Origin of the sequence: Pseudomonas sp. MWU12-2345 (assembly GCF_023242385.1) — a bacterium.
GTDB lineage: Bacteria > Pseudomonadota > Gammaproteobacteria > Pseudomonadales > Pseudomonadaceae > Aquipseudomonas > Aquipseudomonas gingeri_D.
Window position 1 is genome coordinate 1195312 of sequence record NZ_JALLJA010000001.1, and the last position, 25845, is coordinate 1221156.

25 protein-coding genes are annotated in these 25845 nt (G+C 62.5%); 11 read left to right on the forward strand and 14 right to left on the reverse strand.

The window, feature by feature from the left end:
* The first annotated feature begins 121 nt into the window (after window positions 1-121).
* Genes purU through M5C71_RS05045 form a run of 6 tightly spaced genes read left to right on the forward strand, consistent with a single transcriptional unit; the run spans window position 122 to window position 6902 of the window.
* Window positions 122-988, forward strand: coding sequence for a formyltetrahydrofolate deformylase (gene purU, locus M5C71_RS05020; protein WP_247263225.1), 867 nt, complete (start codon window positions 122-124; stop codon window positions 986-988).
* Window positions 985-1890: a bifunctional methylenetetrahydrofolate dehydrogenase/methenyltetrahydrofolate cyclohydrolase FolD gene (gene folD, locus M5C71_RS05025; protein ID WP_248767365.1), complete on the forward strand. Its 906-nt coding sequence runs from the start codon at window positions 985-987 to the stop codon at window positions 1888-1890. Before purU ends, folD begins: the two co-directional genes overlap by 4 nt.
* On the forward strand, window positions 1872-3113 hold the full coding sequence (locus tag M5C71_RS05030; protein ID WP_248767366.1) for an FAD-dependent oxidoreductase: 1242 nt from the start codon (window positions 1872-1874) through the stop codon (window positions 3111-3113). The genes folD and M5C71_RS05030 overlap by 19 nt, the downstream gene beginning before the upstream one ends.
* 13 nt (window positions 3114-3126) lie before the next feature.
* Window positions 3127-3432 (forward strand): sarcosine oxidase subunit delta, encoded by a 306-nt coding sequence (locus M5C71_RS05035; RefSeq protein WP_103497285.1) that lies wholly within the window; start codon window positions 3127-3129, stop codon window positions 3430-3432.
* Complete coding sequence (locus M5C71_RS05040; RefSeq protein WP_248767367.1) at window positions 3429-6332, forward strand: 2Fe-2S iron-sulfur cluster-binding protein; 2904 nt, start codon at window positions 3429-3431, stop codon at window positions 6330-6332. Before M5C71_RS05035 ends, M5C71_RS05040 begins: the two co-directional genes overlap by 4 nt.
* 3 nt (window positions 6333-6335) lie before the next feature.
* Window positions 6336-6902 (forward strand): sarcosine oxidase, encoded by a 567-nt coding sequence (locus M5C71_RS05045; RefSeq protein WP_103497283.1) that lies wholly within the window; start codon window positions 6336-6338, stop codon window positions 6900-6902.
* Window positions 6903-6972: 70 nt separating this feature from the next.
* Here M5C71_RS05045 and M5C71_RS05050 read toward each other — a convergent pair whose 3' ends face one another.
* Window positions 6973-7224 (reverse strand): DUF1652 domain-containing protein, encoded by a 252-nt coding sequence (locus M5C71_RS05050; RefSeq protein ID WP_103497282.1) that lies wholly within the window; start codon window positions 7222-7224, stop codon window positions 6973-6975.
* A 201-nt stretch (window positions 7225-7425) separates the two neighbouring features.
* Window positions 7426-9339, reverse strand: coding sequence for a PAS domain S-box protein (locus M5C71_RS05055; RefSeq protein WP_248767368.1), 1914 nt, complete (start codon window positions 9337-9339; stop codon window positions 7426-7428).
* A gap of 222 nt (window positions 9340-9561) precedes the next feature.
* Between M5C71_RS05055 and M5C71_RS05060 the strand changes: the two genes are divergently transcribed.
* Window positions 9562-10104, forward strand: coding sequence for a DinB family protein (locus tag M5C71_RS05060; RefSeq protein ID WP_248767369.1), 543 nt, complete (start codon window positions 9562-9564; stop codon window positions 10102-10104).
* Window positions 10105-10176: 72 nt separating this feature from the next.
* On the opposite strand, the gene M5C71_RS05065 is transcribed toward M5C71_RS05060, so the two are convergent.
* A complete protein-coding gene (locus M5C71_RS05065) occupies window positions 10177-10539 on the reverse strand; it encodes a helix-turn-helix domain-containing protein (protein WP_103497432.1) in 363 nt (120 codons plus the stop codon).
* A gap of 117 nt (window positions 10540-10656) precedes the next feature.
* Between M5C71_RS05065 and M5C71_RS05070 the strand changes: the two genes are divergently transcribed.
* Together M5C71_RS05070 and M5C71_RS05075 are read left to right on the forward strand one after the other, a co-directional pair.
* Window positions 10657-11391: an SDR family oxidoreductase gene (locus M5C71_RS05070; protein WP_103497431.1), complete on the forward strand. Its 735-nt coding sequence runs from the start codon at window positions 10657-10659 to the stop codon at window positions 11389-11391.
* Window positions 11392-11460: 69 nt separating this feature from the next.
* The gene (locus M5C71_RS05075; protein ID WP_103497430.1) at window positions 11461-12060 is read left to right on the forward strand and encodes an NADPH-dependent F420 reductase; all 600 of its coding nucleotides are present in this window, start codon (window positions 11461-11463) and stop codon (window positions 12058-12060) included.
* A gap of 66 nt (window positions 12061-12126) precedes the next feature.
* Here M5C71_RS05075 and M5C71_RS05080 read toward each other — a convergent pair whose 3' ends face one another.
* Window positions 12127-12579, reverse strand: a complete 453-nt coding sequence (locus M5C71_RS05080; RefSeq protein WP_103497429.1) for a helix-turn-helix domain-containing protein — start codon at window positions 12577-12579, stop codon at window positions 12127-12129.
* Window positions 12580-12738: 159 nt separating this feature from the next.
* On the opposite strand from M5C71_RS05080, the gene M5C71_RS05085 reads away from it, so the two are divergent.
* Window positions 12739-13359: an NAD(P)-binding domain-containing protein gene (locus M5C71_RS05085; RefSeq protein WP_248767370.1), complete on the forward strand. Its 621-nt coding sequence runs from the start codon at window positions 12739-12741 to the stop codon at window positions 13357-13359.
* A gap of 126 nt (window positions 13360-13485) precedes the next feature.
* Here the strand turns inward: M5C71_RS05085 and M5C71_RS05090 are convergent, their stop codons facing one another.
* The 3 genes from M5C71_RS05090 to gabT form a co-directional block, all read right to left on the reverse strand.
* On the reverse strand, window positions 13486-13974 hold the full coding sequence (locus tag M5C71_RS05090; RefSeq protein ID WP_100943735.1) for an Lrp/AsnC family transcriptional regulator: 489 nt from the start codon (window positions 13972-13974) through the stop codon (window positions 13486-13488).
* A 45-nt stretch (window positions 13975-14019) separates the two neighbouring features.
* On the reverse strand, window positions 14020-14676 hold the full coding sequence (locus M5C71_RS05095) for a 2-haloalkanoic acid dehalogenase (RefSeq protein WP_103497427.1): 657 nt from the start codon (window positions 14674-14676) through the stop codon (window positions 14020-14022).
* Window positions 14677-14771: 95 nt separating this feature from the next.
* Complete coding sequence (gene gabT / locus M5C71_RS05100; RefSeq protein WP_248767371.1) at window positions 14772-16064, reverse strand: 4-aminobutyrate--2-oxoglutarate transaminase; 1293 nt, start codon at window positions 16062-16064, stop codon at window positions 14772-14774.
* Between the two features lie 273 nt (window positions 16065-16337).
* On the opposite strand from gabT, the gene M5C71_RS05105 reads away from it, so the two are divergent.
* A complete protein-coding gene (locus M5C71_RS05105) occupies window positions 16338-17264 on the forward strand; it encodes a glyoxylate/hydroxypyruvate reductase A (RefSeq protein ID WP_248767372.1) in 927 nt (308 codons plus the stop codon).
* Window positions 17265-17325: 61 nt separating this feature from the next.
* Here M5C71_RS05105 and M5C71_RS05110 read toward each other — a convergent pair whose 3' ends face one another.
* From M5C71_RS05110 to M5C71_RS05140, 7 genes are all read right to left on the reverse strand, one after another.
* Window positions 17326-18405 carry a tartrate dehydrogenase gene (locus M5C71_RS05110; protein ID WP_248767373.1) on the reverse strand — a complete coding sequence of 360 codons (1080 nt, stop codon included), beginning with the start codon at window positions 18403-18405 and terminating at the stop codon, window positions 17326-17328.
* Window positions 18406-18445: 40 nt separating this feature from the next.
* On the reverse strand, window positions 18446-19903 hold the full coding sequence (locus M5C71_RS05115; protein WP_248746152.1) for an NAD-dependent succinate-semialdehyde dehydrogenase: 1458 nt from the start codon (window positions 19901-19903) through the stop codon (window positions 18446-18448).
* Between the two features lie 132 nt (window positions 19904-20035).
* Complete coding sequence (gene argE, locus M5C71_RS05120) at window positions 20036-21193, reverse strand: acetylornithine deacetylase (protein WP_248767374.1); 1158 nt, start codon at window positions 21191-21193, stop codon at window positions 20036-20038.
* The gene (locus M5C71_RS05125) at window positions 21190-22344 is read right to left on the reverse strand and encodes an FAD-binding oxidoreductase (protein ID WP_248767375.1); all 1155 of its coding nucleotides are present in this window, start codon (window positions 22342-22344) and stop codon (window positions 21190-21192) included. The genes argE and M5C71_RS05125 overlap by 4 nt, the downstream gene beginning before the upstream one ends.
* Window positions 22341-23717, reverse strand: a complete 1377-nt coding sequence (locus M5C71_RS05130; protein ID WP_247263224.1) for an FAD/NAD(P)-binding oxidoreductase — start codon at window positions 23715-23717, stop codon at window positions 22341-22343. The genes M5C71_RS05125 and M5C71_RS05130 overlap by 4 nt, the downstream gene beginning before the upstream one ends.
* Window positions 23699-24007, reverse strand: a complete 309-nt coding sequence (locus M5C71_RS05135; RefSeq protein WP_103496042.1) for a (2Fe-2S)-binding protein — start codon at window positions 24005-24007, stop codon at window positions 23699-23701. Before M5C71_RS05135 ends, M5C71_RS05130 begins: the two co-directional genes overlap by 19 nt.
* The gene (locus M5C71_RS05140; RefSeq protein ID WP_248767376.1) at window positions 24004-25845 is read right to left on the reverse strand and encodes an ABC transporter ATP-binding protein; all 1842 of its coding nucleotides are present in this window, start codon (window positions 25843-25845) and stop codon (window positions 24004-24006) included. Before M5C71_RS05140 ends, M5C71_RS05135 begins: the two co-directional genes overlap by 4 nt.

Sequence of the window (25845 nt, forward strand, 5' to 3'; positions counted from 1 at the left end):
AAAGCCGCTATTGGGAATATTTTATTCCCTATAAGAAAATACGCTTCATCCATGAAGCTGGCTTCACCGTTGTTTTTTATCGCCCTGCGATGAGCTGCCGCCACCCTCCCGAGGACGCGTCATGCAACACGACAAAAACCATTTCATCATCAAGATCAGCTGTCCGGCGGTGTCCGGGATCGTCGCCGCCGTCACCACTTACCTGGCGGACAACGGTTGCTACATCGGGGAGATGGCGCAATTCGACGACGAGTTCAGCGGCAAGTTTTTCATGCGTGCGGTGTTCCGCTTCAACGACGGCCTGCCCGCCGATATCGAGACGCTCAAGGCCGGCTTCGCCGACGTGGCCAAGGCCTTCGACATGGCCTGGGAGCTGCACGATACGCGCCAGCCCATGCGCGTGCTGCTGATGGTCAGCAAGTTCGACCATTGCCTGACCGACCTGCTCTACCGCTACCACAAGAGCGAGATGGACATGACCATCACCGCCATCGTCTCCAATCACCTGGACCTGCGGCCCATGGCCGAGCGCGAAGGCATCCGCTTCATCTACCTGCCGGTGACCCAGGACACCAAGGCCCGCCAGGAAGCCGAGCTGATGACCATCATCGACGACACCCGCACCGACCTGGTGGTCCTGGCGCGCTACATGCAGATCCTCTCAGACGACCTGTGCCGGCAGCTCTCGGGCCGGGCGATCAATATCCACCATTCGTTCCTGCCCGGTTTCAAGGGTGCCAAGCCCTATCACCAGGCTTACCAGCGCGGGGTGAAACTGATTGGCGCCACCGCCCACTACGTCACCAGCGACCTGGACGAAGGTCCGATCATCGAGCAGGAAGTGCAACGGGTCGACCACGTGTACCGCCCCGATGACCTGGTGGCGACCGGTCGCGACACAGAAACCGTGGCCCTGTCCAAGGCGGTCAAGTACCACCTGGAGCACCGGGTTTTCCTCAACCAGGACAGAACGGTGATCTTCCGGTGAACACACCCCGACTGATAGATGGCAAGGCCGCTTCGGCGCGGGTCCTGGAACAGGTGCGTCGTGAAGTCGGCGAGCTGCTCGCCCAGGCAGTGCAACCGGCGCTGGCGGTGATCCTGGTGGGCAGCGACCCGGCCAGCCAGGTCTATGTGCGCAACAAGATCCTGCGCGCCGATGAGGTGGGGATTCGCTCCCAGGAGCATCGCCTGCCCGGCGACACCAGCACCGAGCAGTTGCTGAACCTGATCAAGGGCCTCAACGACGATCCCTCGATCAACGGCATCCTCCTGCAACTCCCGCTGCCGGCGCAGATCGACGAACTGCGGGCCCTGGAAGCCATCGACCCGCGCAAGGACGTGGACGGTTTCCACAGTAAAAACGTCGGCGGCCTGAGCCAGGGCCGCGACGTGCTCGCCCCTTGCACTCCCAGCGGCTGCCTGCACCTGCTGGAACAAACCTGCGGCGATCTGCGCGGCAAGCATGCCGTGGTGGTCGGCCGCTCGAATATCGTCGGCAAACCCATGGCGGCTTTGCTGCTCAAGGCCGATTGCTCGGTCACCGTGCTCCACTCCCGCAGCCGTGATGCCCAGGCGCTGTGCCGCCAGGCCGATATCGTGATTGCCGCCGTCGGCCGCGCCGGCCTGATCGACGCCAGCTGGCTGAAACCGGGAGCGGTGGTGATCGATGTGGGGATCAATCGGATTGATACCGGGAATGGCAGCCGCCTGGTCGGCGATGTCGATTTCGCCAACGCCCTGCCCCAGGTCTCGGCGATTACTCCGGTCCCCGGCGGCGTCGGCCCGATGACCATCGCCTTCCTGATGAAAAACACCGTGATCGCCGCCCGGCAGCAACACCAGGCGCAACGCAACCAATCGGAGGCCGTATGCCATTCAATCTATTGAAATACGGACTGAGCGCCGAATACCCGGTGGACGTCGACCTGCCGCCGCCCTGCGAGCTCAAGCCGTCCTATGACGTGGTGATCATCGGCGCCGGCGGCCATGGCCTGGCCACCGCCTACTACCTGTCACGCTACCACGGCATCAACAATATCGCCGTGCTGGAGAAGGCCTACCTGGGCGGCGGCAACACCGCGCGCAATACCGCGGTGATCCGCTCCAACTACCTCACCAGCGAAGGCGTGCGCTTCTATGCCGAGTCGGTGAAGCTGTTCCAGAACCTCTCCAACGAATTCGACTTCAACATCATGTACTCGGAGCGCGGCCAACTGACCCTGGCCCACACCGATGCGACGGTGCGCTCGTTCCGCCAGCGCGCCGAGGTCAACAAGCACTTCGGCGGCCGCACGGAAATGATCGACCGCCAGCAGATTCGCGAGCTGGTGCCCAGCCTCAATCTCGACCCCGGCCATCTGCCGGTGATCGCCGGGCTCTGGCATATCGACGGCGCCACCGCGCGGCATGACGCGGTGGCCTGGGGCTACGCCAAGCAAGCGGCCAAGCGCGGGGTGGAGATTCATCAGCTCACCGAGGTCCAGGACCTGGTGATCGAGAACGGCCGGATCCGCGCGCTGAAAACCAATCGCGGCACCGTGCAGTGTGGCTGCGTGGTCCAGGCCATCGCCGGGCACAGTTCGCTGTTGATGGCCAAGGCCGGGATCCGTTCGCCGATCCAGACCTTTCCCTTGCAGGCCATGGTGACCCAGCCGTTCAAGCCCTTCCTCGATCCGCTGGTGAGCTCCTCGGCGCTGCATTGCTATGTGCAGCAGACCAGTCGCGGCGAAGTGGTGTTCGGGGGGGGCTCGGACCCCTACCCGCTGTTCAACAGCCGTTCGACCCTGGACCTGAAGGAAAGCCTGCTGGCCCATGCCATCGAGATGTTCCCGTTCCTGGCCAACGCCAAGCTGATGCGCCAGTGGGCCGGGATCACCGACATGACCCCGGACTACAGCCCGATCATGGGCCTGTCGCCGGTGGAAAATTACTACCTGGACGCCGGCTGGGGCACCTGGGGCTTCAAGGCCACGCCGATCTGCGGCAAGACCATGGCCGAGCTGGTTGCCAGCGGCGGCCGGGTGCCGGAGCTGATCAAGCCCTTCGGTCTCGAGCGTTTCAGCACCTTCCAGCAAGTCAACGAAATGGGCGCCACGGCGGCCAGCCACTAATGGAGAGCGGACTGTGAAAATCATCAATTGCCCGCTCAACGGGCCGCGCAATATCAGTGAGTTCACCTACGGCGGCGAGTTCAAGCCGATGCCGGACCCGGGCACCTGCAGCGATGCCGAGTGGGCGGACTATGTCTTCAACAGCGAAAACCGCGCCGGGGTGGTCCGCGAGTGGTGGATGCACACGCCTTCCAGCTACTGGTTCCTGGCCGAGCGCCACACCGTCAGCGACGAGATCATCCGCACCTTCGATGCCAGGGAACTGTTCAGTTCACGGCTCGACTTCAATGCCCCTCAGTCCCGGGAGATCGCCGGATGAACAGTTCCAACCGCCTGCCCGCCCCCATGGGTTTGCTGATCGACCGCGACCAGCCGCTGGACTTCAGCTTTGACGGCAAGGCCTACCAGGGTTTCAAGGGCGACAGCATCGCCAGCGCCCTGCTCGCCAATGGCCGTTTCCTGCTCTCGCGCTCCTTCAAGTACCACCGCCCCCGTGGCCCGCTGACCATGGCCGGCCAGGACGCCAACAGCCTGGTGCAGTTGCCTCGCGAGCCGAATGTGCTGGCCGATGCTTATCCACTGGAAGCCGGCCTTGAGGTCCAGGGGCAGAATTTCAACGGTTCCCTGGATAACGACCGCGATGCCTACCTCGGCAAGTTCTCCAAATTCATGCCGGTGGGCTTCTATTACCGCTCGTTCTACAAGCCCAAGGGCATGTGGAAAGTCTGGGAGCCGATCATTCGCAAGAAAGCCGGCCTGGGCGTGCTCGACCTGAAGTTCCAGCCCGAGTACTACGACAAGGCCTACCTGTTCACCGACCTGGCGGTGATCGGCGCCGGGCCCGCCGGGTTACAGGCGGCCTTGACCGCCGCCAACTGCGGGGCCCAGGTGCTGTTGATCGAACAGCAACCGGTGCTCGGCGGCGCCCTCGCTTACGCGCGTTTCGATATCGCCGGCAGCCGTGCCGAGCACCTGCGCCGGGAACTGCTGGAGGCGGTCCTTGGCCACGCCAATATCCGCGTGCTGAGCGACGCCACCTGTAATGCCTGGTTCACCGACAATTACCTGCCGGTGATCCAGGGCAAGCGGATGTACAAGGTCCGCGCCCGCCAGTGCCTGGTGTGCAGCGGCGCGTTCGACCAGCCGGTGATTTTCCGCAACAACGACCTGCCCGGCGTCATGCTGTGCAGCGCCGCGCAACGCCTGATGAAGCTCTACGCGGTCAAGCCGGGCAAACGCGCGGTGGTGTTGACCGGCAACGATGACGGCTACTACACCGCCCTCGACCTGCACGACCAGGGGGTCGAGGTGGCCGCGCTGGTAGACCTGCGCAATAGCGCCGACCCGGCCCTGTCCCGCGCCCTGGAGCAACGCAAGATCCCCCACCTGACCGGTAGCACGGTCTATGAAGCCCTGCACGAAAAGGGCATGCGCCACGTCAACGGTGTGGAGGTGCGCACCATCAGCGGCCAGGGCCAGGTCAGCGACAGCGGCCTGCGCCTGGACTGCGACCTGCTGTGCATGTCCGCCGGCTATATGCCTGTTTACCAGCTGCTTTGCCAGGCCGGCGGCAAGCTGGCCTACGACGACCAGAAGGCCGAATTCAACCTCAGCGGCCTGCCGGCCAACCTCGCTGTCGCCGGTTCCGCCAATGGCCGTCATGGCCTGGACAACGTTCTCGCCGACGGTGCCAATGCAGGGCTCGACGCGGCCAGGGCCCTGGGGCTGAGCGTCGGCGCCGAGCGGGCGAACTACGCCCGGGAAAACCCGGTGAATTTCGACTGGCCGATTTTCCCGCACCCCAAGGGCAAGGACTTCGTCGACTTCGACGAGGACCTGCAGGTGCGCGATATCATCAACGCGACCAAAATCGGCTACCGCGACGTGCAACTGGTCAAACGTTATTCGACCGTGGGCATGGGACCGTCCCAGGGCCGCCATTCGGCCTTGCCCACCGCACGCCTGGTCGCGGCCTCGACCCAGCGCAATATCAGCGAAACCGGCGTCACCACGGCACGACCGCCGTTTGTCGCGGAAAAGCTGGCCCACGTCGCCGGCCGCGCCTTCGATCCTTACCGGCAGACCCCGATGCACCGCCGTCACTTGGAAGCCGGCGCGAAAATGATGCCCGCCGGCATCTGGCAACGCCCGGCGTTCTACGGCAAGGCCGAAGACCGCGAGCGCTGCATGCAGGAAGAAGCCCGCCACGTACGCAGCAAGGTCGGCCTGATCGACGTCTCGACCCTTGGCGGCCTCGATATCCGTGGACCGGATGCGGCCGAGTTGCTGAACCGGATGTACACCTTCGCCTTTCTCAAGCAACCGGTGGGCCGCTCGCGTTATGCGCTGATGACCAACGAACAGGGCGCGGTAATCGACGACGGCGTCTGCGCGCGTTTCGCCGAGGAGCATTTCTACGTCACCGCCACCACCAGCGGCGTCGACCGCATCTACCAGCAGATGCTCAAGTGGAATGCCCAGTGGCGCCTGGACGTGGACATCGCCAACGTCACCGCCGCCCTTTGCGCGGTCAATGTGGCCGGACCCGATTCGCGCAAGGTCCTGGAACAGCTCTGCCCGGACCTCGACCTGAGCGCCGACGGTTTCCCGTACCTGGCGGTGCGCCAGGGCACGGTCGCGGGGATCAAGGCACGGTTGCTGCGGGTCGGTTTCGTCGGCGAGCTGGGCTATGAAATCCACGTGCCGGCCCGCCATGGCCTGGCGCTCTGGGATGCCCTGGTCAGTGCCGGCCAGGCCCACGACATCCGGCCCTTCGGCGTCGAGACCCAGCGTCTGCTGCGCCTGGAAAAAGGCCACGTGATCATCAGCCAGGACACCGACGGCATGACCCATCCGGCGGAGATCGACATGGGCTGGGCGGTCAGTCGCAGCAAACCGTTCTTCGTCGGTCGGCGCTCGCTGGACATCCTCGAAGCCCAGCCGCTCAAGCGCAAACTGGTGGGTTTCACCCTGCCCAAGGGCAGCCCGCAACCGCTGGAGGGCCATCTGGTGCTCGACGGTGCGGACATCAGCGGCAACGTCACCTCCTGCGAGTATTCCGCAAGCCTTGGCCGAATCATCGGCCTGGCCTATGCCGGGGCACGCCAGAGCGAGCCGGGGCAACAGATTCCGATCCGCGTCGAAGGCGCGATCGTGGTCATGGCCACCGTGGTGAAACTGCCTTTCTTCGATCCCGAAAACCTGCGTCAGGGGCTTTGACTCATGTCCATTTTCGCCACGCATGACCCCATCGTGACTGCCTTGCCAAGCCACACACTGAGCGATTTGACCGACCTGCCGCGGGTCGGCTTTCGCGGCCGCGACAGCGCCCAGGCGCTACAGGCCAGCGGTTTCAGCCTGCCGGATCGACCCAACCGTAGCGTCACCCAGGAAGATGGCAGCCAGGTCATCAGCCTGTCGGCCAGCGAGTACCTGCTGCTGGGCAGTCCCCGGGACCATGGCTTGCGAATCGCCGATGAAGAAGCCCGCTGGGAACTCGACCATCAGGCCAACTACTTGCTACCACGCCAGGACAGCCATGCCTGGCTGCAACTGAGTGGCGAACGGGTGCCCGAGGTGATGGCAAAGATCTGCGGGGTCGACCTGCGTCCGCAGGCCTTCGGGCCGGGGTCGGTGGCGCAGACCTCGGCGGCGCGGATCAACGTCATCGTGATCAATCCCCAGGTAGCCGAGGTCGCGACCTTGCATATCCTCTTCGACCGGGCATCACTCAGCTATTTTCGCGGGGCGTTGCTCGATGCCCTGGCGGAATTCGGGGTGCAGGACTAGCAACAGCCTTCGGCAGAAGGCTGGCGTGAACGGCGGGTGACGCGTTTGACAGCCGGTGGTGGGTACGAACCTAGTTCATGCCACCGGCAAAAGCCCTGCGCCCGGCCTTCATCTCGGTGCGCAATTCGCCGATGAAATTGGCAATCGAACGGATGCTGGTGAAGCCGCTGGTGGATACGCCATTGAGCTGCAGATCCACGCGACCCGAAATCGGATCGAAGATCTTGATCATCAAGGCACCGCTGGCATTCACCGTGCAGGTGCAGGACAGCGGAAGAAAGCCGGATTCAATGATCTGGCAGAGCTCTGCTTCTGGAATCATGCTGTTCATCCTTGATGATCAGTCCGGGTAGTGCTTGACGGGTCCAGCATAGACCGTTTTTTTCAAACGCAAGACTCTGCGCGAGCAGATCGCTCAAGGGACTGTGATGCCTGTCACAGACAGGCCCCCATCCTGCCGCGCCATCCGACGAATTGCACTCCCCCGCGACACATGGCCGATATGGCCTCGCGGCAGCACCTCTCAGCGCTGCTGCGAGGCAAAGCGGCCCTTGCCCGCCTGCTTCGCTTCGTACATTCGACTGTCCGCCTCGCGCAACAGCTGTGTCGCGGATCTCGGATCATCGCGTCGGTACACCGCAATCCCGATACTCACCCCCACCTGCACGGTGGCCGCCCCGATCAGCACCGGCTCATTGATCAGTTGGATCAGTTTTTGCGCCAAATGCTCCGCGTCCTGGGTGCCCCCGAACTGGCCCTCCACCACGGCGGTAAATTCATCGCCCGCCAGCCGGAACACCGCATCCGTCTCCCGCAGGCAGGTCTTCAGCTTCTCGGCCACGACCTGCAGCAACAGGTCGCCGATTTCATGGCCAAAGGTATCGTTCACCGCCTTGAAGCCATCCAGGTCAAGAAACAGCACCCCCAGGGGAACGCCGGTCCGGCGTGCCCTGGCCATTGCGTTGGGCAGGTATTCGAGCAAGGAGCGGCGGTTTGGCAATCCGGTCAGGGTATCGGTCAACGCCTCTTTCTCACGGCGCTCGGCCATGGCCTTGCGTTCGGTAATGTCGTGCAGGAAAACACTGAAAAACCGGTGCCCATCGATTGCGACCGGACTGATCCGCACCTCGACGGGAAAGACCGTGCCGTCACGCCGCAACGCCGATATCTCCAGGCGTTGGCGCAGCGCTTCATCATCACCGGTAGCCAGATACTGCCGCCACGCCGTCAGGCGAGCCTCGCGCATGGCCGTGGGGATGACCAGTTTTTCCAGTGACTGGCCCAGCGCTTCATCACGGGACCAGCCGAAGGTCGTCTCGGCCATGCGGTTCCAGGCCCTTATGGCGCCGGCCTCATCGATACTCACGTAGGCATCGCTGGCGTGCTCCAGCACCGCCGACAGCTCCGCCTCACGCTGCCTGAGCTCGCGATCGGCCTGCAGCCGTTGCAGCATCGTATGGGAGAGCATTTCATTGGCCCGCTGCAACTCCGCGGTACGTTCCTCGACACGCTGCTCCAGCCCGTGCCGCAGCGCCTGCAGGGACGCCTCGGTTTCCTTGCGGCGCTGGATGTTCTGGACCGTCGCGATGTAGTACTCCAGGTCACCGTCCACCGACAGCAGCTTGGCCACATGCAGGTCGACCCAGACCGAGGAGCCGTCCTTGTGCCGGTACCTTTTCTCAAGCTGATAACGATCGATTTCGCCACGGTTCAACTGGCGCAACAGATTCAAGTCACTGTCCAGGTCGTCGGGGTGAGTGATGTCCTGGAAGCTCAGGGTCATGAGTTCGTCGGCGTCGTAACCGACGATGGAACAGAACGCACTGTTGAGGCTGAGGAAGCGCCCGTCGCCCGCGACCGCCGCGATGCCCGTGGGCGCCAGGGCAAAGGCGGTTTTCAGGCGCGCCTCACTGGCCGCAAAGGCCGCCGCGGAGTGGGTGATATGGGAACGGGACAGCAACGCGGCTTCGCGCATCTGGAATTCCCGGCTGACCAGCCCGGCAAAGTCCTCCAGGATCTGCTGCGCCTCATCGGTGAAAACCCGGGCCTTGATATCTATCGCGCAGAGCGTACCCAGCGCATAGCCCTCGATGGAGCGGATCGGCGCGCCCGCATAGAAACGAATATGTGGAGCGCTGGTGACCAGCGGATTGGATGAAAACCGCGGATCATTCAGCGCATCCTGGACCACCATCGTATGCTCTTGCTCGATGGCAATGGTGCAGAAGGAAATATCCCTGGGTGTCTGCCGGATGTCCAACCCGACCCTGGACTTGAACCACTGGCGGTCGCTGTCGATCAGCGAAATCAGCGCAATGGGCATCCCGAGCGTGGCGGACAGCAACCGGGTCAGGCGATCAAAAACCGGCTCTGCCTCGGTGTCGAGCACCTCCAGAGCGCGCAACAGCTTTAAACGTCCAGCTTCGGTATGGGGCAAAATAGACGACCTCTCTCAGCTGACCCACCTGCGTTCTCCCTTCCATGTCGAGAATAGTGCAGCGATTCGCTCTGGGCGTGTGTTGGAGCCGCAGGCCACGGTCAGCACGGCTTGATGCTCACAGCATATGCCATTCTGGGTGGGCTTCAAGAAGGGGATGGTATTAGACTGGGCCGGGCGATGAGTGCGGGGCGCTTGTCAAATGATCAAAGGATGAGCGCAGTGAGCCGTACCAGACATATCAGCCTGATGGCAGACTACAACCAGTGGATGAACGCCAAGGTCTATGCGTCGGCCAAGACTTTGCCCGAAGAAGAGCTGGGCGCCGACAGGAACGCCTTTTTCGGCTCGATTCTCGGGACGTTGAACCATCTGGCGGCCGGGGACAGGGTCTGGCTACAGCGATTCGCCCGGCACCCGGCGCAATACCTGGCCCTGGAGCCGATTCGACAACTGCCCACGCCCGAGCGCCTCGACCAGTTGCTGTTTCCCGGTTTCCAGGAGCTTGCGGTGCATCGGGCATGGCTCGATCAAATCATTGTCGAGTGGTCGGGCTCGGTGACAGAGTCGGACCTGGAGCATCCGCTCCACTACAAAAGCATGAAAGGCGTACCGGCTGACAAGAACTTCTATGGCCTGGTCATGCATTTTTTCAACCACCAGACCCATCATCGTGGGCAAGTGACCACCTTGCTGTCGCAGGCAGGTGTCGATGTCGGGAGTACGGATCTGGTGGGGCTTGTTCCGGACGAATTCCCCACATAATTGACGCCCGCTACCGTCCTGCCTTCCACGAAGGCGACGGGGCGTCCGACTCAGCGGTTCTTCGGCACCCTGCTAGGGCAAAGTGTCGCGCTTGGCGAAGATGCTTGCCATTTGCGCCGCGTTCTCGGTTCCCCAGGTACACAGCGGGACGATCGCATCAGCCAGACTGCGACCGAGCGGGGTCAGTGAGTAGTCCACGCGCGGCGGCACCTCCTTGTAGTCGGTCCTCGTTATGACCCGATCGGCTTCCAGATCCTTCAATTGCTGGATCAGCACCTTGTCGCTGACGCCTTGGGTCAAGCGCTTGAGCTCGCCGTAGCGCTTCGGGCCGCCGCGCAGGAAAAACAGGACCAGCGGTTTCCACTTGCCCGAGATGATACGCAGCGTGGCATTGAGCCCACAGCCGGTGTCGCAGATTTCAGAGGGTGTCGTCATTTTTTTGGGTACTTACCTAAAAGTGCATACTTGTCCTTAGGTTATCAGAACTGCATCCTTGGCCTCAAGCAAGCGGTTCCCTGCTTGCATACACAATGCTTAGGAAGGATGCACGTCATGACCAGACTGAATGGAAAGACCGCGGTAATCACCGGCGGCGCTACCGGCATCGGCCTCGCCGCTGCAAAGCGCTTCATCGAGGAAGGAGCCTTCGTCTTCATCTTCGGCCGCCGGCAGGAAGCGCTCGACGCCGCCGTGGCTGAGCTCGGGCCCAATGCCCGGGCGGTGAAGGGCTCGGTCTCGGATGAGGCTGACCTCGACCGACTCTACGCCGCGGTGAAGGCCGAGCGCGGAACCCTCGACATCGTCTTCGCCAATGCCGGGGCGGGAGGCCAGCTTCGGCTCGGCGAGATCACCGCCAAGCACATTGACGAAACCTTCGACACCAATGTGAAGGGTACGATCTTCACGGTCCAGAAGGCGCTGCCACTGATGGGCCAGGGCGGCTCGATCATCCTGACCGGATCGAGCGCCGGCACCACGGGCGCTCCGGCAATGAGCGCCTACAGCGCGAGCAAGGCGGCAGTGCGCAACCTCGCGCGGTCCTGGGCGGAGGATCTGAAGGGCACCGGTATCCGGGTAAACGTGCTGTCGCCCGGGGCGACTGCGACCGATCTCGCGAAGGAAGCGTTGGGCGAGGAAGGTATGAAGGTTTTCGCCTCGATGACGCCGCTTCTGCGCATGGCCGATCCAGCAGAGATCGGAGCGGCGGCCGCCTTTCTCGCCTCGTCGGACAGCAGCTTCATGACCGCCAGCGAGGTCGCCGTCGACGGCGGCCTGGCCCAACTCTGACGCGCCAGGCCCGGCACGTCATTCGACTATTCGAAGCGCCGTCGGGCGTGGTAAATCCAAGGAGAGTATATGAGTTACGCAATTATCGGCTTCGGCAATATCGGCCAGGCCCTGGCCAAGGCGTTTGCCCGCAGCGGCATCGAAGTATCCGTTGCAAGCACCCGCGACCCGAAAAGCTTTGCATCCGCCGCGGCCGCGATCGGACCGCAGATCATTCCCAAAACACTGGCGGAAGCGGTCAAGGCGGACATCGTCTTTTTGGCCGTCCGTTTTGAGTCGCACCCGGATGTCGCGAAGGCGCTGCCCAATTGGAAGGGCAAGACCATCATCGATGTGACCAATGCCTACGGCGTGTCCCCTGAGGAACTGGGAGGCCAGCCTTCTTCCAGGGTCGTCGCGCAGGCCTTCACGGGTGCAGGACTGGTCAGGGGCTTCAACCATTTGGGCGCTGCCGTCCTTGGCCAGGATCCGGCCGTACAGGGTGGCAGGAGAGTCGTGTTCCTGGCGAGCGACGATGACGGCGCCGCCGAGAAGATCGGTGCGCTTGCGCAACAGCTCGGTTTCTCGCCGATCCAACTGGGCGGCCTTTCGGAAGGTGGATTGCTTGTGCAGGCCCGTGGAAATAGCTGGGGTCACTTGATTTTCAAGGACTTGGTCAAGTTCGACTGACGAGTCGGGATCGCACATTCCGAGGCGATCCTGCCTGGTAAACAAAGGGCCGCTACAACGAGCCTCTCATTCCGTACTCCCAGGGAAGATACATCCCCCATTGCGGACCAGCGCCTTCACCTCTTCGCCCACCTCCCGTGGGCTTTGGCTCAACCGAGCAATGAACTCCTTGCGGTGCCGCACATACGACTTCGAATCGTGTTTCGCGCTCCAAAGGACGATGTTAAGCACGATCGGGATGAGGTCCAGGCCCTTCTCGGTCAGCGTGTAGAAGTCCTTGCGCCCGTCGTCGGGGCTGGGCGCCCTCGAGAGAATGCCTTGCTCCTCAAGAAAGGCGAGGCGGGAAGCCAGGACATTGGTCGCAATTCCCTCTTCCGATTTCCGGAACTCGCCATATGTCTTCTTGCCCACAAAAACGATGTCGCGAATGATCAAGAGCGACCATCGGTCGCCGAAAATCTCCACACCGTAGTTCACTGCGCAATGGGACCGAATGTCTTCTTTACAGGTCGTTTTCATGTCCGGATCTTACATTGCTTGCATGAGGCAAGTAAATTCCAGCATATCACTTGCTTTTAGCAAGCAACATGAGCAGCATGATGTGTACTTCGAGCGCAGGCGCCGGATCGCGCCGACAGGCCATGAATGATCAACCTCATATCAGTAAGGAAACGCCAAATGAAAATCGGTTTTATCGGCGCCGGGCCTGTCGCCCAAACGATCGCCAGACACGCTCTATCGGCAGGTCATCAGGTTGTACTGAGTAACTCGCGCGGGCCTGAGTCGCTCGCTGCCCTTGTGACGGAATTGGGTTCCGGCGCTGCAGCCGGAACGGCAAAAGAGGCTGCGGAGCAGGATCTCATCGTGCTTGCCGTTAAATGGTGGGATGTGCAGTCGGCATTGTTTCCAGTCGGCGACTGGAAGAACCGGATTCTCGTGGATACAACCAACCGCGTTGCCAGTATCGAGCCTTTGATGCTAGGCGACACTAGCGGTCGGACGTCGAGCGAGATCGTCGCCGATCTCGCTCCGGGGGCGAGGGTCGTCAAGGCATTCAACACTCTTCCAATGTCTTGGATCTCGGACTTTTCGTCGTCCAAGCGTAAGACCGTGTTCTTTGTGTCCGGGGACGATTGCGTCGCAAAAAAAACGGTAAGCGACCTTATCGAGGAGATCGGTTTCCACAGTCTTGATCTGGGTTCCCTCGCAGAGGGAGGCCGACTTCAGCAAATCGGTGGAGCGCTTGTGGGAGTCAATCTTACGTTCAATGAAAGGTTTGTTCTTCCTACGGTCGACTGACCGAGGGAACGGGGGCACTGTACAATCGCAGGGTGTTCCTGGTCGTCGCAGCGCCTGACTGTACCCCTCGACTGGATTCCAGTAGAGCGGACCGGATCTCTACGGAAATGGGAAGCAAACTCCGGTTCAGTGACGCAACAATTTGCGCAGCGGCACACCGTCCTTGAGCACGGGAGACTTGATGACGATGTAGCTGAAGTACTTGGAGATGCCGATGTTCTTGTCCAGCAGGCTTTCGATCACCTCCTGGTAATGCTGGATACTGCGGGTCATGAAACGCACCAGGTAATCATAGCCACCGCTGATCAAATGGCATTCGAGCACTTCGTCCACCAGCCGGATATTGGACTCGAATTTGGCAAAGTCTTCGCGCTTGTGGTCGCTCAGGGTGACTTCGGTGAAGACCGTGACCGAATCGGTGATCTTCGCCAGGTTCAGGTGCGCCTTGTAGCTGGAAATGTACCCGGCCGACTCCAGCCGCTTGACCCGTTGCAGGCAGGGGCTGGCCGACAACCCCACCGCATCGGCCAGGCTCACGTTGGTCATGCGCCCATCTTTTTGCAGCTCAACCAAGATGCTGATGTCGATCCGGTCCAGTTTTACTAAACCTTCCATTGCCTACCTCTTGACTGCCGTTTGTAAGACAATCTTCTAGCAAAATCAGCGCCGTAAAGACAGCTGATGCTGCGTCACCAGATCCGCCATGCTGTTGATGCAGTAATTGGCCGCGCAGGGCGACGTTTGTTTTGCCCGGCCACGACAGATCAGGCACACGTCAGTGGTCGCCAGCAGACTGGCCGATGGTCGAGTGACCTGCAGAATGTGCGCCCTTTCAAGCTCGTTGACCTTCAACCATTCGGGATCGAGCAAAGGATCGTCCGCCAATGAAATAAAATCATCGGGCATGATCCCCAACCGCTCACAGAGCAGCCCCCGGTCCTCAGTGTCCCGGTCACCCCGTACCAGCAAGCGATAGAACTTGCGCAGGTACAACATCGCCCCGGGGGCGTCTTCGAACAGTGACCAGTTGGCGACCGAACGGGCAAAGCTCATCCCCTCCTCCCAACTGGCTTTCAGCCCCCAGCGCTCTGCCAGCTGGCGATGAACAAAACACAGCAAGCCACTAAAGCCTAGCTCACCGAACCGAGGATAGAGCGTGCGCACGACCTCGGCGTATTCGGCCAGCACCTGTTCCTTGTTCGGATGACCGCCTCGGCTGTCGAGCAACGGTTGCAATGCCGTCCAGACACCCGAATCCCGATCCACCAGAACCTCGTCGCAATCAATGAGCAGCGTCCGATAGTCAGTCAGCCCCATGGTGTGCAAAGCCTCCGGTGATACATTTCATCCATCCGTGCCCCATAAACGCTCACGAGCGATGCCTGGCGGCACCGCTCCGAGCAGCCACGAGCTCAGTTCAAGACCCGTGCCAATGCGCCTTCCAGAATCTGCAGCGCTTCGTCGACCTGTTCTGGCGTGGTCACCAACGGGGCGAGGAAGCGCAGAACGTTGCGGTAGACACCACATTTTATGACCAGCAAACCGCCGCTCCGGGCCTCATCAATCAACCGCTGGTTCAAGTCAGCGTCCGGAGTACGCGCTTCGTCACCCTTGATCAGCTCGAGCGCCAGCATAAAACCGCTGCCGCGCACATCACCGATTTGCCAGTGACGCGCCTGCAAACGCAACAGCCCCTGGCGCAAACGCTCGCCCAGTGCTTCGCCACGGGCCAGCAACTGTTCTTGCTCAAAGGCGTCGATCACCGCCAGGGCCGCGGCGCAGGACAAGGCGTTGCCGCCGTAGGTGCCACCCAGGCCGCCTGGCAACGGGGCATCCATGATCGCCGCCTTGCCGACCACACCCGATAGCGGCAAGCCACCCGCCAGGCTCTTGGCGACCGTCACCAGATCCGGCTGGATCCCGGCATGCTGGAAACCGAACCATTTGCCGGTACGGCCGAAACCGGTCTGGATTTCATCAAGGATCAACACGATGCCGTGCTTTTCAGTCAGGGCACGCAGCGCCTGAAGAAACTCCACCGGTGCCGAGAGGAATCCGCCGTCCCCCTGCACGGGCTCGATGATGATGGCCGCGACCCGTTCCGCTGCCACCTGAGTGGCCAACAACTCGTCGAGTGCCTTGAGCGCCATATCGCTGCTGACACCGCGGTAGGCATTCGGGTACGGGGTATGGAACACCTCCGGCGCGAACGGTCCGAAGTTCTGCTTGTAAGGCTGGCTCATGCCGGTCAGTGTAGTGCCGAGCAAGGTGCGACCGTGGAAGCCCCCGCGAAAGGCGATAACGGCCGAGCGGTTGGTGTGGGCACGGGCGATCTTGATCGCGTTTTCCACGGCTTCGGCACCCGAGGTGAAGAACGCGGCTTTGTACGCCTCCTGGCCACCGATCATTTCGCACAGGCGTTGGGCCAGATCGAGATAAGGCTGATAGGCAACCACCTGGAAACAGGCGTGGGAGACCTTTTGCAATTGTGCCTGCACGGCCGCGACCACCTTGGGATGATTGTGACCGATATTCAGCACACCGATACCGCCGACGAAGTCCAGGTAGCGCTTGCCGTCCACATCCCACAATTCGGCACCCAGGGCGCGATCGATCACCAAGGGGTGAGCGGTAATCAGGCCGCGTGGCACGAATTGATCGCGCTGACGGAGCAAATGAGGGGTTTTGTCGACTTGGCTATTCATGGCATTTCCCATCGTGAGTCCGGCAACCGGGAGATGGTTGCGATGCTGTTCAGGTTAAGCGTTGCGCGAAACGATCTACGCCGAACTTGGCCCCTGAGAAATTCGGATCGACTGTTTTCACCCTGCCAAACGGCAGATTCCTTCAGCACACCGAATCTGCCGGAGCATCGCCAATAGAACGTCGCGCGACCCGTTTAACCCGGCGCTTTCGACAGATCCTGCGCCGGCATTGCGCGATGATGGAGAACACCTTCCCCCGTTCAGGAAATGCCCATGGCCCTGCTGTATAAAGCTGACCCCGTACGCGGCGAACAGTGGAAAGCGCTGTTTGCCGAACATGCCCCGGATATCGAATGGCGCGCCTGGCCGGACATCGGCGACCCCGCGGACATCGAGTACCTGGCCGCCTGGCAGGCGCCCGACGACCTCGAGGCCTTGCTGCCCAATCTCAAAGTGCTGTTCGCCCTGTCCGCCGGAGTCGATCAACTGGACCTCGGTCGCTTGCCCGTCAGTTTGCCGCTGGTGCGCCTGCTGGATCCGGGCATCACCCGGGGCATGTGCGAATACGCCAGTTTCGCCGTGCTGAGCCTGCACCGGGACATGCTCCGTTATCGCCAGCAACAAACGGCTCGCTGCTGGCAGGCGCACGTGCTGCAACCGGCCCACAGGCGTCGGATCGGTGTCATGGGTCTCGGGACCCAGGCCCGGCAGATTCTGGCGACGTTGCAGCCCCTGGGGTTTGCATTATCGGGATGGGCCCGCAGTGTCCATCAGGTTGAGGGTGTGGCGTGCTATGCCGGCAACGAACAGCTGCCGGCGTTCCTGAGCCGGTGCGATATTTTATTGTGCGTACTGCCGCTGACCGAACAGACCGAGGGCATTCTCGATGGCAAACTATTCGAACAGCTGCCCCAGGGCGCGGCGCTGATCAACATGGGCCGTGGTGGTCATCTGGTGGAAGGTGATCTGCTGGCGGCCCTGGACAGCGGGCAACTCAGCGGCGCGGTCATCGACGTGCTGCAGCAAGAGCCGGCACCAGCGGATCATCCGTTCTGGCACCACCCGAAGATTCTGCTGACCCCACATATCGCGGCCATGACCCAACCGGAAAGTGCGTTCGAGGTGTTGCTGGAGAATATTCGGCGACACCAACGTGCAGAGCCGATGGTCGGTGAGATCGATCGTACCCGGGGTTATTGAATACAGCGAGCATCCACTGTGGAAGCGAGCTTGCTCCCCCCACAGTGGATCGTGGCGTGGGTCAAAGTCGCTCGGCAATCGCTCTGCCCACTTCCTGTGTCGAGCCCTTTCCACCCAGGTCCGGTGTGATCGGCCCGTCGGCGATCACATGTTCGATCGCCTGCACAATCCCGTCATGCGCCGCGCGATAGCGCGCGTCACCGTTACCCAGGAAGTCGAGCATCAGCGCACCGGACCAGATCATCGCAATCGGGTTGGCGATATTCTGCCCATAGATGTCCGGCGCCGAGCCGTGCACCGGCTCGAACAGCGACGGAAAGCGCCGCTCGGGATCGAGGTTGGCCGACGGCGCGATACCGATGGTCCCGGCGCAGGCCGGGCCGAGATCGGAAAGAATGTCGCCGAACAGGTTCGACGCCACCACCACATCAAAACGGTCCGGTTGCAGGACAAAACGTGCGCACAGAATGTCGATGTGCTGCTTGTCCCAAGTGATCTGCGGGTACTTCGCCGCCATCAATGCGGTGCGTTCGTCCCAATACGGCATGCTGATGGAAATCCCGTTGGACTTGGTCGCTGCCGTCAGGCGCTTGCGCGGCCGGGTCTGGGCCAGGTCGAAGGCGAATTTGAGAATCCGGTCCACACCGCGCCGGGTGAACACCGACTCCTGCAACACGAACTCATGCTCGGTGCCTTCGAACATCTTGCCGCCGACCGAGGAGTACTCACCCTCGGTGTTCTCGCGGATCACCACAAAATCGATGTCCCCCGGCTTGCGCCCAGCCAGGGGGCACGGAACTCCGGGGAACAGGCGCACCGGACGGATGTTCACGTACTGGTCGAAGTCGCGACGGAACTTGAGCAGCGAGCCCCACAGGGAAATATGGTCCGGCACCTTGTCCGGCCAACCCACGGCACCGAAATAGATCGCGTCAAAGCCCTTGAGCTGTTCGAACCAGTCGTCGGGCATCATCTGCCCGTGCTCCAGATAATAATCGCAGTGGGCCCAGTCGAGTACTTCGATGCTCAAGTCCAGCTGCCATTTCTTCGCGGCCTGCTCCAGCACACGCAACCCTTCCGGCAGGACTTCCTTGCCGATGCCATCGCCGGCAATCGCGGCGATTCTGAATGTCTTGCTCATCAATCTGCCTCGCAAAATGTCTGTGCCATCGTCGGTCGGGTTACAGCCCGCCCATGTGGAAGGCTTTGACTTCCAGGTATTCGTCGAGGCCGTACTTGCTGCCTTCACGGCCCAGGCCCGACTGTTTGATACCGCCGAACGGGGCGACTTCCATAGAAATGATCCCGGTATTGAGACCGACCATGCCGAACTCCAGCGCCTCGCCGAAACGCCAGGAGCGACGCAGGTCCTGGGTAAAATAATAGGCGCCCAGGCCGTAAGGCGTGGCATTGGCCAGCGCGAGGGCTTCGGCCTCGGAGGTAAAACGCATCAGCGGCGCCACCGGACCGAAGGTTTCTTCGTTGGCCAGCAGCATGCCGGCGTGGGCTTCGCCGAGTACGGTGGGCTGGACAAACTGACTGTCGCCCTCGGGAATGGCGCCGCAGAGCAAACGCGCGCCCTGGCTCAAGGCATCATCGATATGTCGGGCAACTTTGCTCACGGCGGCCGCATTGATCAGCGGTCCGATAGTGACGTCGGCCTCCAGGCCGTTGCCGACCTTGAGCTTGCCCACCTCCTCCACCAGCCGCTGGGCAAATCGCTCGTAAATGCCGTCCTGCACCAGAATGCGATTGGCACAGACGCAGGTCTGGCCGGCGTTGCGAAACTTGCTGAGCATGATGCCGGCCACTGCCTGCTCCAGGTCAGCGTCATCGAACACAACGAACGGTGCATTGCCGCCCAGCTCCAGGCTCAGGCGTTTGATGTGTTCGGCGCTCTGGCGCATCAGCAATCGGCCCACGGCCGTGGAGCCGGTGAAGGAAATCTTCCGCACAGTCGGGTTGGCGGTCAGTTCTTCGCCGATCCCCGCGGGCATGCCGGTCAGCACATTGAATACCCCGGCCGGAATCCCGACCCGCTCGGCCAGCACCGCCAGGGCCAGGGCCGACAGCGGTGTCAGGTCCGAGGGTTTGACGATGATCGGGCAACCCGCCGCCAGCGCGGGTGCGCATTTGCGGGTGATCATCGCGTTGGGGAAGTTCCACGGGGTGATCGCGGCGCAAACACCCACGGGTTGCTTGAGGGTCAGCAGCCGGCGATCGCCGCTGGGGGCCGGCATGGTTTCGCCGTAGACCCGTCGGGCTTCCTCGGCGAACCATTTGACGAAACCGGCGCCGTAGCGAATTTCGCCCTTGGCTTCGTTCAAGGGTTTGCCCTGCTCGCAGGTCATGATCAGTGCCAGGTCATCGAGATTGTCGATCATGGCCTGATACCAACACTCCAGCAGCGCCGCACGCTCGGCCGCCGGGCGTGCGCGCCAGGCCGGCCAGGCCCGTTCCGCCGCCTCGATGGCGCGACGGGTTTCCGTGCCTTGCATCGCCGGCACGCGGGCGAGCAACTGACCGCTGGCCGGGTCGATGACGTCCAGGGTCGCGGCGTTGTCAGCGCCGACCCACTGCCCATCGATATAAGCGAGTTCTGCCAAAAGGCTGGGGTCTTTCAAACGATTCTTGAGCATGGTCGAGGTCCTGATCCGAGACACGCTCCAGTCTAGGGAGGTGCCACGGACGAGGATGCTGAAAGCGCCTTGAGGGCAGTGTCGGATGCTGAAATTTGCGCAGCAACGGTAGATTTGTGGTCTATGGGGAAATCACAGTTTCAGGGAGCCCAGCAGTCCCTCCAGAAACCGCTCCCCGGCCTCCATCTGGCTGATCTCGATAAACTCGTCCGGCTTGTGCGCCTGTTCGATCGATCCAGGCCCACACACCACCACCGGGACATCCAGACGCTGCTTGAACAACCCACCTTCGGTGCCGAAAGAAACTTTGGCGGTACCGGTGTCCGGCGCTGCAAAGTTCTTCAGAAAGCGCACCGCTTCGACACTCGGGTGGGTGTCGAGCCCCGGATAGACATTGAGGGTTTCGATTTCGATGTCCGCGACACTGGACAAGCGCTTGGCCTCGCGCACGATCACTTGCGCACGCTCGCGCATCTGCTCGAGGAACTGATCCAGATCGTCCGCCGGCAGGTTGCGCACTTCAAAGTCGAGGGTACAGAGGTTCGGCACGATGTTCAGCGCCCTGCCGCCGACGATCTGCCCGACATGCACCGTGCTGTAAGGCACATCGTAGTCCGCATCCTGGGCGCCCTGCTCCTGCAATTGCTGCTGGCTTTGACGCAGCGCCGCGATAAAGTCACAGGCCACGTGAATCGCATTGACCGAGCGCGGCGCCAGGGATGAATGAGCCTCCAGGCCCCGGCAGTACGTGCGATAGGAACCCTTGCCCTTGTGGCCCAGCACAAACTGCATCTGGGTCGGCTCGCCGATCAGGCACAGGAAGGGACGTACCGGTGCCAGGTGCAACACGTCCAGCAAACGCCGCACGCCGACGCAACCGGTCTCTTCGTCATGGGACAGGGCCAGTTGCAGCGGTCGGCTCAATGGGCTGTCCGCTGCCTCGAGCATGGTGTCGATGGCCAGGGCGATGAAACCCTTCATGTCGCAGCTACCGCGACCGTAAATCTTCCCGTCCTGCACCGTTGCCTGAAACGCCGGAAAGCTCCAGGCCTGGCCCGCCGCCGGGACCACGTCGGTGTGCCCGGACAGCAGAATCCCCGGTAACGCCCGAGGGCCGGTACTGGCGAACAGGTTGGCCTTTTTGCCCGTTTCATCCTTGACGATCAGCGACTCGATGCCCTTGCTCAGCAACAGGTCGCGGACATACTCGATCAAGGCCATGTTCGACTCCGAAGACACGCTGTCGAAGGCCATCAGGCGTTTGAGAATATCCAGTACACGGGGTTTCATGAGGCCTTGCTCCGTTGCTCGGCTGAAAGGGCGAACCGACGGATGGAGAACGGCTCAATCGAAGTGCTGGTGCTGCCGGTGCTGATCAGTTCGGCCATCACGTCACCGACACCCGGGCCGAGCTGAAAACCGTGACCACAGAAGCCGAAGGCATAGAACAAGCCATCGACGGTGCCGCTCGGGCCCATCACTGGCAGGGAATCGGGCAGGTAACCTTCGATACCGCTCCAGACCCGGATAATGTTCAGATTGCCGACACCCGGCAGCAGACGACGCATCTGCCCGAGTTGGTTGAGAATGCTGCGCGGCTCGACCTGGGCCCGACGGGTCAGCATGTCCGGTTTGCTGCGGTAGCCGCCGCCGATGACGATGTTGCCACGGGGGATCTGGCGGAAATAAATCACTTCCTCGGGAATCTTGGTGTACACCCCGATCACCGTCGGCAAGGCGTAGGGCACCGGCTCGGTGACCGCCATCTGCGGGCCATGGGTGTCCAGCGGCACCGGCTCGCCGAATTGCGCCGAGAGTTTCTGCCCCCAGGCACCGGCGGTAATCAGCAGGCGTTCGGCGTTGAACTGGCGACCATCGGTGGTGGTGATGCGGAACTCGCCGCCAACCTTCTGCACCTCGGCCACTTCAGTCTGTTCCTCGATCCGAGCGCCGATACGCCGTGCCGCCCGGGCAAACGCCGGGGCCGCCAGACGAGGGTTGGCATGGCCGTCGTGGGGTGCATAGGAACCGCCCTTCACGTCCGGCCCCAGGAATGGGAAACGCTGGTGCAGGTCTGCACCGCGATAAATCTCCAGGTCCAGTTGCGCGGCCTCGGGGGCCGCGGCATAGGCCTCGAGCTCGGCGATTTCGTCTTCGCGGTAGCACACCCGCATGTGCCCGCTGGCAATGAACTCGAGGTCGTCGTCAATCAGCTCCGGCAAGCGCTTCCACAACGCCCAGGAACGGTTGGCCAATTCCAGCTGCCCAAGGAAACGCCCCTGCCGCCGGACATTGCCGAAGTTCACGCCGCTGGCGTACTGGCCGATCTGGTCACGCTCCAGCAGGATCACCGTCTGCCCGCGCCGGCGCAGGAAAAACGCTGCGGCCGACCCCATCAGGCCGCCACCGACAATCACCACATCGGCTTTCTGTAGCGTCATGGCGACACCTCCTCGGTGAGCATCGACAGCGGTTTGACCGGCGCCTGACCGCGCTGGCGGCCGACCTGTTGCACGGTGACGCCCGCCGCGGCGGCAATCACCTCGGCCCCGGCCTGGGAGCAGTAACGCCCCTGGCAACGCCCCATGCCGACCCGGCTGAAGGCCTTGGCCCGATTGACTTCACAGGCACCTTTCTCGCTGACCGTGCGTCGCAACTCACCGGCGCTGATCATCTCGCAACGGCAGACAATAGCGGTATCCGGCAAGGCTTTGGCTTGCGCCGAGGGCCAGGGAAACGCCTGAGCCAGACCCAGGCGAAACTGCTCCATCACCGCCAGCGCCTGACGCTGTTCGTCGCGTAATCCGGCATTCACCGGTTTGTGCTGATCCTCCAGCAGCGCCATCGCCACCAGGCGTCCGGCATGTTCGGCGGCATCCGCGCCACGGATTCGCGAACCATCACCGGCGGCATACACGCCGCTCACCGAGGTCCGGCCATCGTCATCGGTAGCCAGCAACCATTGGCTGGAGGCCTCATCGAAGCGCAAGCGACAACCGGCCAGATCGGCCAATTGGGTTTCCGGGCGCAGGTGATACCCCAGGGCGACGGCATCGCACGCCACGTTCAAGGTCGCCCCTGCCGCCGTCCGCACTCGCACACCACTGACCCCGCCGGCGGCGTCACCCAGCACCTGCTTGGGTTGGATACCCAGGTGTACGGGAATCTTCGCCCGGTACAACTGCGCCAACAATTTCATCCCGGTGAACAGCAACCCGGGACGCGCCAGCAGTTTCGGCAAGGCGCCGAGGCGCTTGCCCAGCGGCGAAGTGTCGAGCACCGCCGCTACCTTGGCACCGGCCTTGAGGTATTGGCTGGCGACCAGGTACAGCAACGGCCCGCTGCCCATGAACACCACGCTATGACCGATGGACACCGCCTGGGACTTGAGCGCGATCTGCGCGCCACCCAGGCTGTAGGTCCCCGCCAACTGCCAGCCTTCGATTGGCATCAGGCGATCGGTGGCACCGGTACAAAGGATCAGCGCGTCGTAATCCACGGTCGAGTGCCTGCCCTGGCTGACGCAGCACAGTTGCCCCGGCGTGAGGTTCCACACCAGGGTCTCCGGGCGATAATCGATCGACCCGCGCAAGCGCTCGAAACTCATGTGCAGGTCCCGGGCCTTGGCGGCTTCGGTGCCATACAAGGTGGCGTAGTCGCGGGTGAAACCTTCCGGCTGGCGCCGGTAGATCTGCCCGCCATCGCGACGATTTTCATCGATCAGGATCGGCTTGAGACCAGCAGCCAGCAGGGTTTCGGCGCAACGAACACCGGCCGGCCCGGCGCCGACGATGACTATCCGTGCAGTGGCCATATCGCCTCCGGTTGCGTGGTGAGAATATCCAGCCCTTCACGGACTTCGTTGGAACAGGCACGCAGGCGTTCACCACTGCGGGTCCAGACCCAACAATCCTGGCAAGCGCCCATCAGGCAGAAACCGGCACGGCGCCCCGTATCGAACTCCGACTGGCGCAACGCCGTGCCCTGGGTCAACAGCGCGACCATCAGCGTGTCGCCCTGCAAGGCTTCAATCGGTGCGCCGTCCACCTGCAGTTTGACGGTCGGCCGGCCCTGCTCGGCCAGCCTTACAAAACGCCCCTTCATGCATAGGCTCCCTGGGTCAAGAGATTCAAATCCAGCTGCGTCTTGAGCAGCTCGGCGCTGTCGTGGTGGCAGAGGATTTCACTGCCGCCCTCGATGATCCGACGGCTCGGCGCGGTGTGATTGCACAGGCCGTCCACCCGTACCGGGCAGCGGTTGAGGAAGGTGCACAGCTCCGCCACATTGGCCTTCGCGCCGATGGGCGGCAGTTCGCCGCAGGTGGTACCGCAGCTCTCCAGCCAGCCCTGGCGCAGCTCCGGCACCGAATGGATCAACAGATCGGTGTAAGGATGGAACGGGGCCTGGGCAAATGACTGCCGGGTGCCGGCCTGAACCTTGTGGCCGCTGTACATCACCACGATGTCGTCGCACAGCGCGCGTACGGTGGAAATGTCGTGGCTGATAAACAGGTACGAAACCCCCAGCTCCTGACGCAGGTCGCGCAGCAGTTCGAGAATCGCCGCGCCGACCACGGTATCGAGTGCCGAGGTCACCTCGTCGCACAGGATCAGGTCCGGTTTCGCCGCCAGCGCCCGCGCCAGGTTGACCCGTTGCTTTTGCCCGCCGGAGAGTTCATTCGGACGCCGTTCGGCCATGGTCCGCGGCAGCCGCACCAGGTCCAGCAGTTCGCCGATACGCTCGCGCAATGCGGCGCCCTTGAGGCCGAAATACATCTTCAGCGGGCGGCTCAGAATGGTACCGACGCTGTGCATCGGGTTGAGCGCGGTGTCGGCGTTCTGGAAGACCATCTGAATGCGTCGGAACTGCTCGGGGGTGCGCTCGCCAAGACTCCCCCCCAAGGGCTGGCCAGCGAACGTCAGCCCACCCAGCGCCGGAGTCAGCAGCCCGGCCACCACCCGCGCCAGGGTCGACTTGCCGGAACCCGACTCGCCAATCACACCAATGGCCTGCCCCCGGCGGACCGTCAGGTCGATGTCTTCCAGCACGCGGATCGACGGCATGCCTTGCAGGTTCTTGTTGCCATAGCCGGCGGTCAGTCCCTTGATGGTCAACAAGGGTTCGTCTTCGGCGACACCGCTGGGCGGGCGGATCGTCGTATCAGGCCGCGCCGCCGCCAGCAGGCTGCGGGTGTACTCATGGGCCGGGCCCTTGAGCAGCGGCGCGGTGGCGCTCTGCTCGAAGACCTGGCCACCGTTGAGCACCACAATCTGGTCGGCCATCTGCGCCACGACGGCCAGGTCGTGGGAGACATAGACCGCCGTCGCCCCACGTTCCCGGACCACCCGTTTGAAGGCGCGCAGCACGTCGATCTGGGTGGTCACGTCGAGGGCGGTGGTCGGTTCATCGAGTACCACCAGCAACGGATCGCTGATCAACGCCATCGCCGCCATCACCCGCTGCAATTGCCCGCCCGAGACCTGGTGCGGGTAACGCTGGCCGATGTGCTCCGGGTCCGGCAGCGCCAGGTCGCGGAACAACTCGATGGCCTTGGCTTCGAGCACCGCCCGGCTGCCAAGGCCATGAATCAAGGCGCCCTCCACCACCTGGTCGATCAGCTTCTTCGCCGGGTTGAACGCCGCCGCCGCGCTTTGCGCGATATACGACACCCGGTTGCCACGCAAACCTTGCAGTTCGCGTTCACTCAACGCCAGCATGTCGTGCTCGCCGACCTGCACCACACCGCCCGACAGCCGGCAGCCGCGCCGGGCATACCCGAGCAGCGCCAGGGCGATGGTGGTCTTGCCGGAACCGGACTCACCGATCAACGCCAATACTTCACCTTTTTCCAGGGAGAAGCTCACACCCTTGACGATTTCCACCTCGCCCCGTTCGCCACAGGCAACTACGCGCAGGTCTTCAACTCGAATCAGCTCACTCAT

Bases quoted from the DNA above. Each gene is read 5' to 3' on its own strand.
- purU (WP_247263225.1), top strand. From the start codon at position 122: ATGCAACACGACAAAAACCATTTCATCATCAAGATCAGCTGTCCGGCG.
- M5C71_RS05030 (WP_248767366.1), top strand. From the start codon at position 1,872: ATGCCATTCAATCTATTGAAATACGGACTGAGCGCCGAATACCCGGTG.
- M5C71_RS05040 (WP_248767367.1), top strand. From the start codon at position 3,429: ATGAACAGTTCCAACCGCCTGCCCGCCCCCATGGGTTTGCTGATCGAC.
- M5C71_RS05045 (WP_103497283.1), top strand. From the start codon at position 6,336: ATGTCCATTTTCGCCACGCATGACCCCATCGTGACTGCCTTGCCAAGC.
- M5C71_RS05050 (WP_103497282.1), bottom strand. From the start codon at position 7,224: ATGATTCCAGAAGCAGAGCTCTGCCAGATCATTGAATCCGGCTTTCTT.
- M5C71_RS05065 (WP_103497432.1), bottom strand. From the start codon at position 10,539: ATGACGACACCCTCTGAAATCTGCGACACCGGCTGTGGGCTCAATGCC.
- M5C71_RS05070 (WP_103497431.1), top strand. From the start codon at position 10,657: ATGACCAGACTGAATGGAAAGACCGCGGTAATCACCGGCGGCGCTACC.
- M5C71_RS05075 (WP_103497430.1), top strand. From the start codon at position 11,461: ATGAGTTACGCAATTATCGGCTTCGGCAATATCGGCCAGGCCCTGGCC.
- M5C71_RS05080 (WP_103497429.1), bottom strand. From the start codon at position 12,579: ATGAAAACGACCTGTAAAGAAGACATTCGGTCCCATTGCGCAGTGAAC.
- M5C71_RS05085 (WP_248767370.1), top strand. From the start codon at position 12,739: ATGAAAATCGGTTTTATCGGCGCCGGGCCTGTCGCCCAAACGATCGCC.
- M5C71_RS05090 (WP_100943735.1), bottom strand. From the start codon at position 13,974: ATGGAAGGTTTAGTAAAACTGGACCGGATCGACATCAGCATCTTGGTT.
- M5C71_RS05095 (WP_103497427.1), bottom strand. From the start codon at position 14,676: ATGGGGCTGACTGACTATCGGACGCTGCTCATTGATTGCGACGAGGTT.
- gabT (WP_248767371.1), bottom strand. From the start codon at position 16,064: ATGAATAGCCAAGTCGACAAAACCCCTCATTTGCTCCGTCAGCGCGAT.
- M5C71_RS05105 (WP_248767372.1), top strand. From the start codon at position 16,338: ATGGCCCTGCTGTATAAAGCTGACCCCGTACGCGGCGAACAGTGGAAA.
- M5C71_RS05110 (WP_248767373.1), bottom strand. From the start codon at position 18,405: ATGAGCAAGACATTCAGAATCGCCGCGATTGCCGGCGATGGCATCGGC.
- M5C71_RS05115 (WP_248746152.1), bottom strand. From the start codon at position 19,903: ATGCTCAAGAATCGTTTGAAAGACCCCAGCCTTTTGGCAGAACTCGCT.
- argE (WP_248767374.1), bottom strand. From the start codon at position 21,193: ATGAAACCCCGTGTACTGGATATTCTCAAACGCCTGATGGCCTTCGAC.
- M5C71_RS05125 (WP_248767375.1), bottom strand. From the start codon at position 22,344: ATGACGCTACAGAAAGCCGATGTGGTGATTGTCGGTGGCGGCCTGATG.
- M5C71_RS05130 (WP_247263224.1), bottom strand. From the start codon at position 23,717: ATGGCCACTGCACGGATAGTCATCGTCGGCGCCGGGCCGGCCGGTGTT.
- M5C71_RS05135 (WP_103496042.1), bottom strand. From the start codon at position 24,007: ATGAAGGGGCGTTTTGTAAGGCTGGCCGAGCAGGGCCGGCCGACCGTC.
- M5C71_RS05140 (WP_248767376.1), bottom strand. From the start codon at position 25,845: ATGAGTGAGCTGATTCGAGTTGAAGACCTGCGCGTAGTTGCCTGTGGC.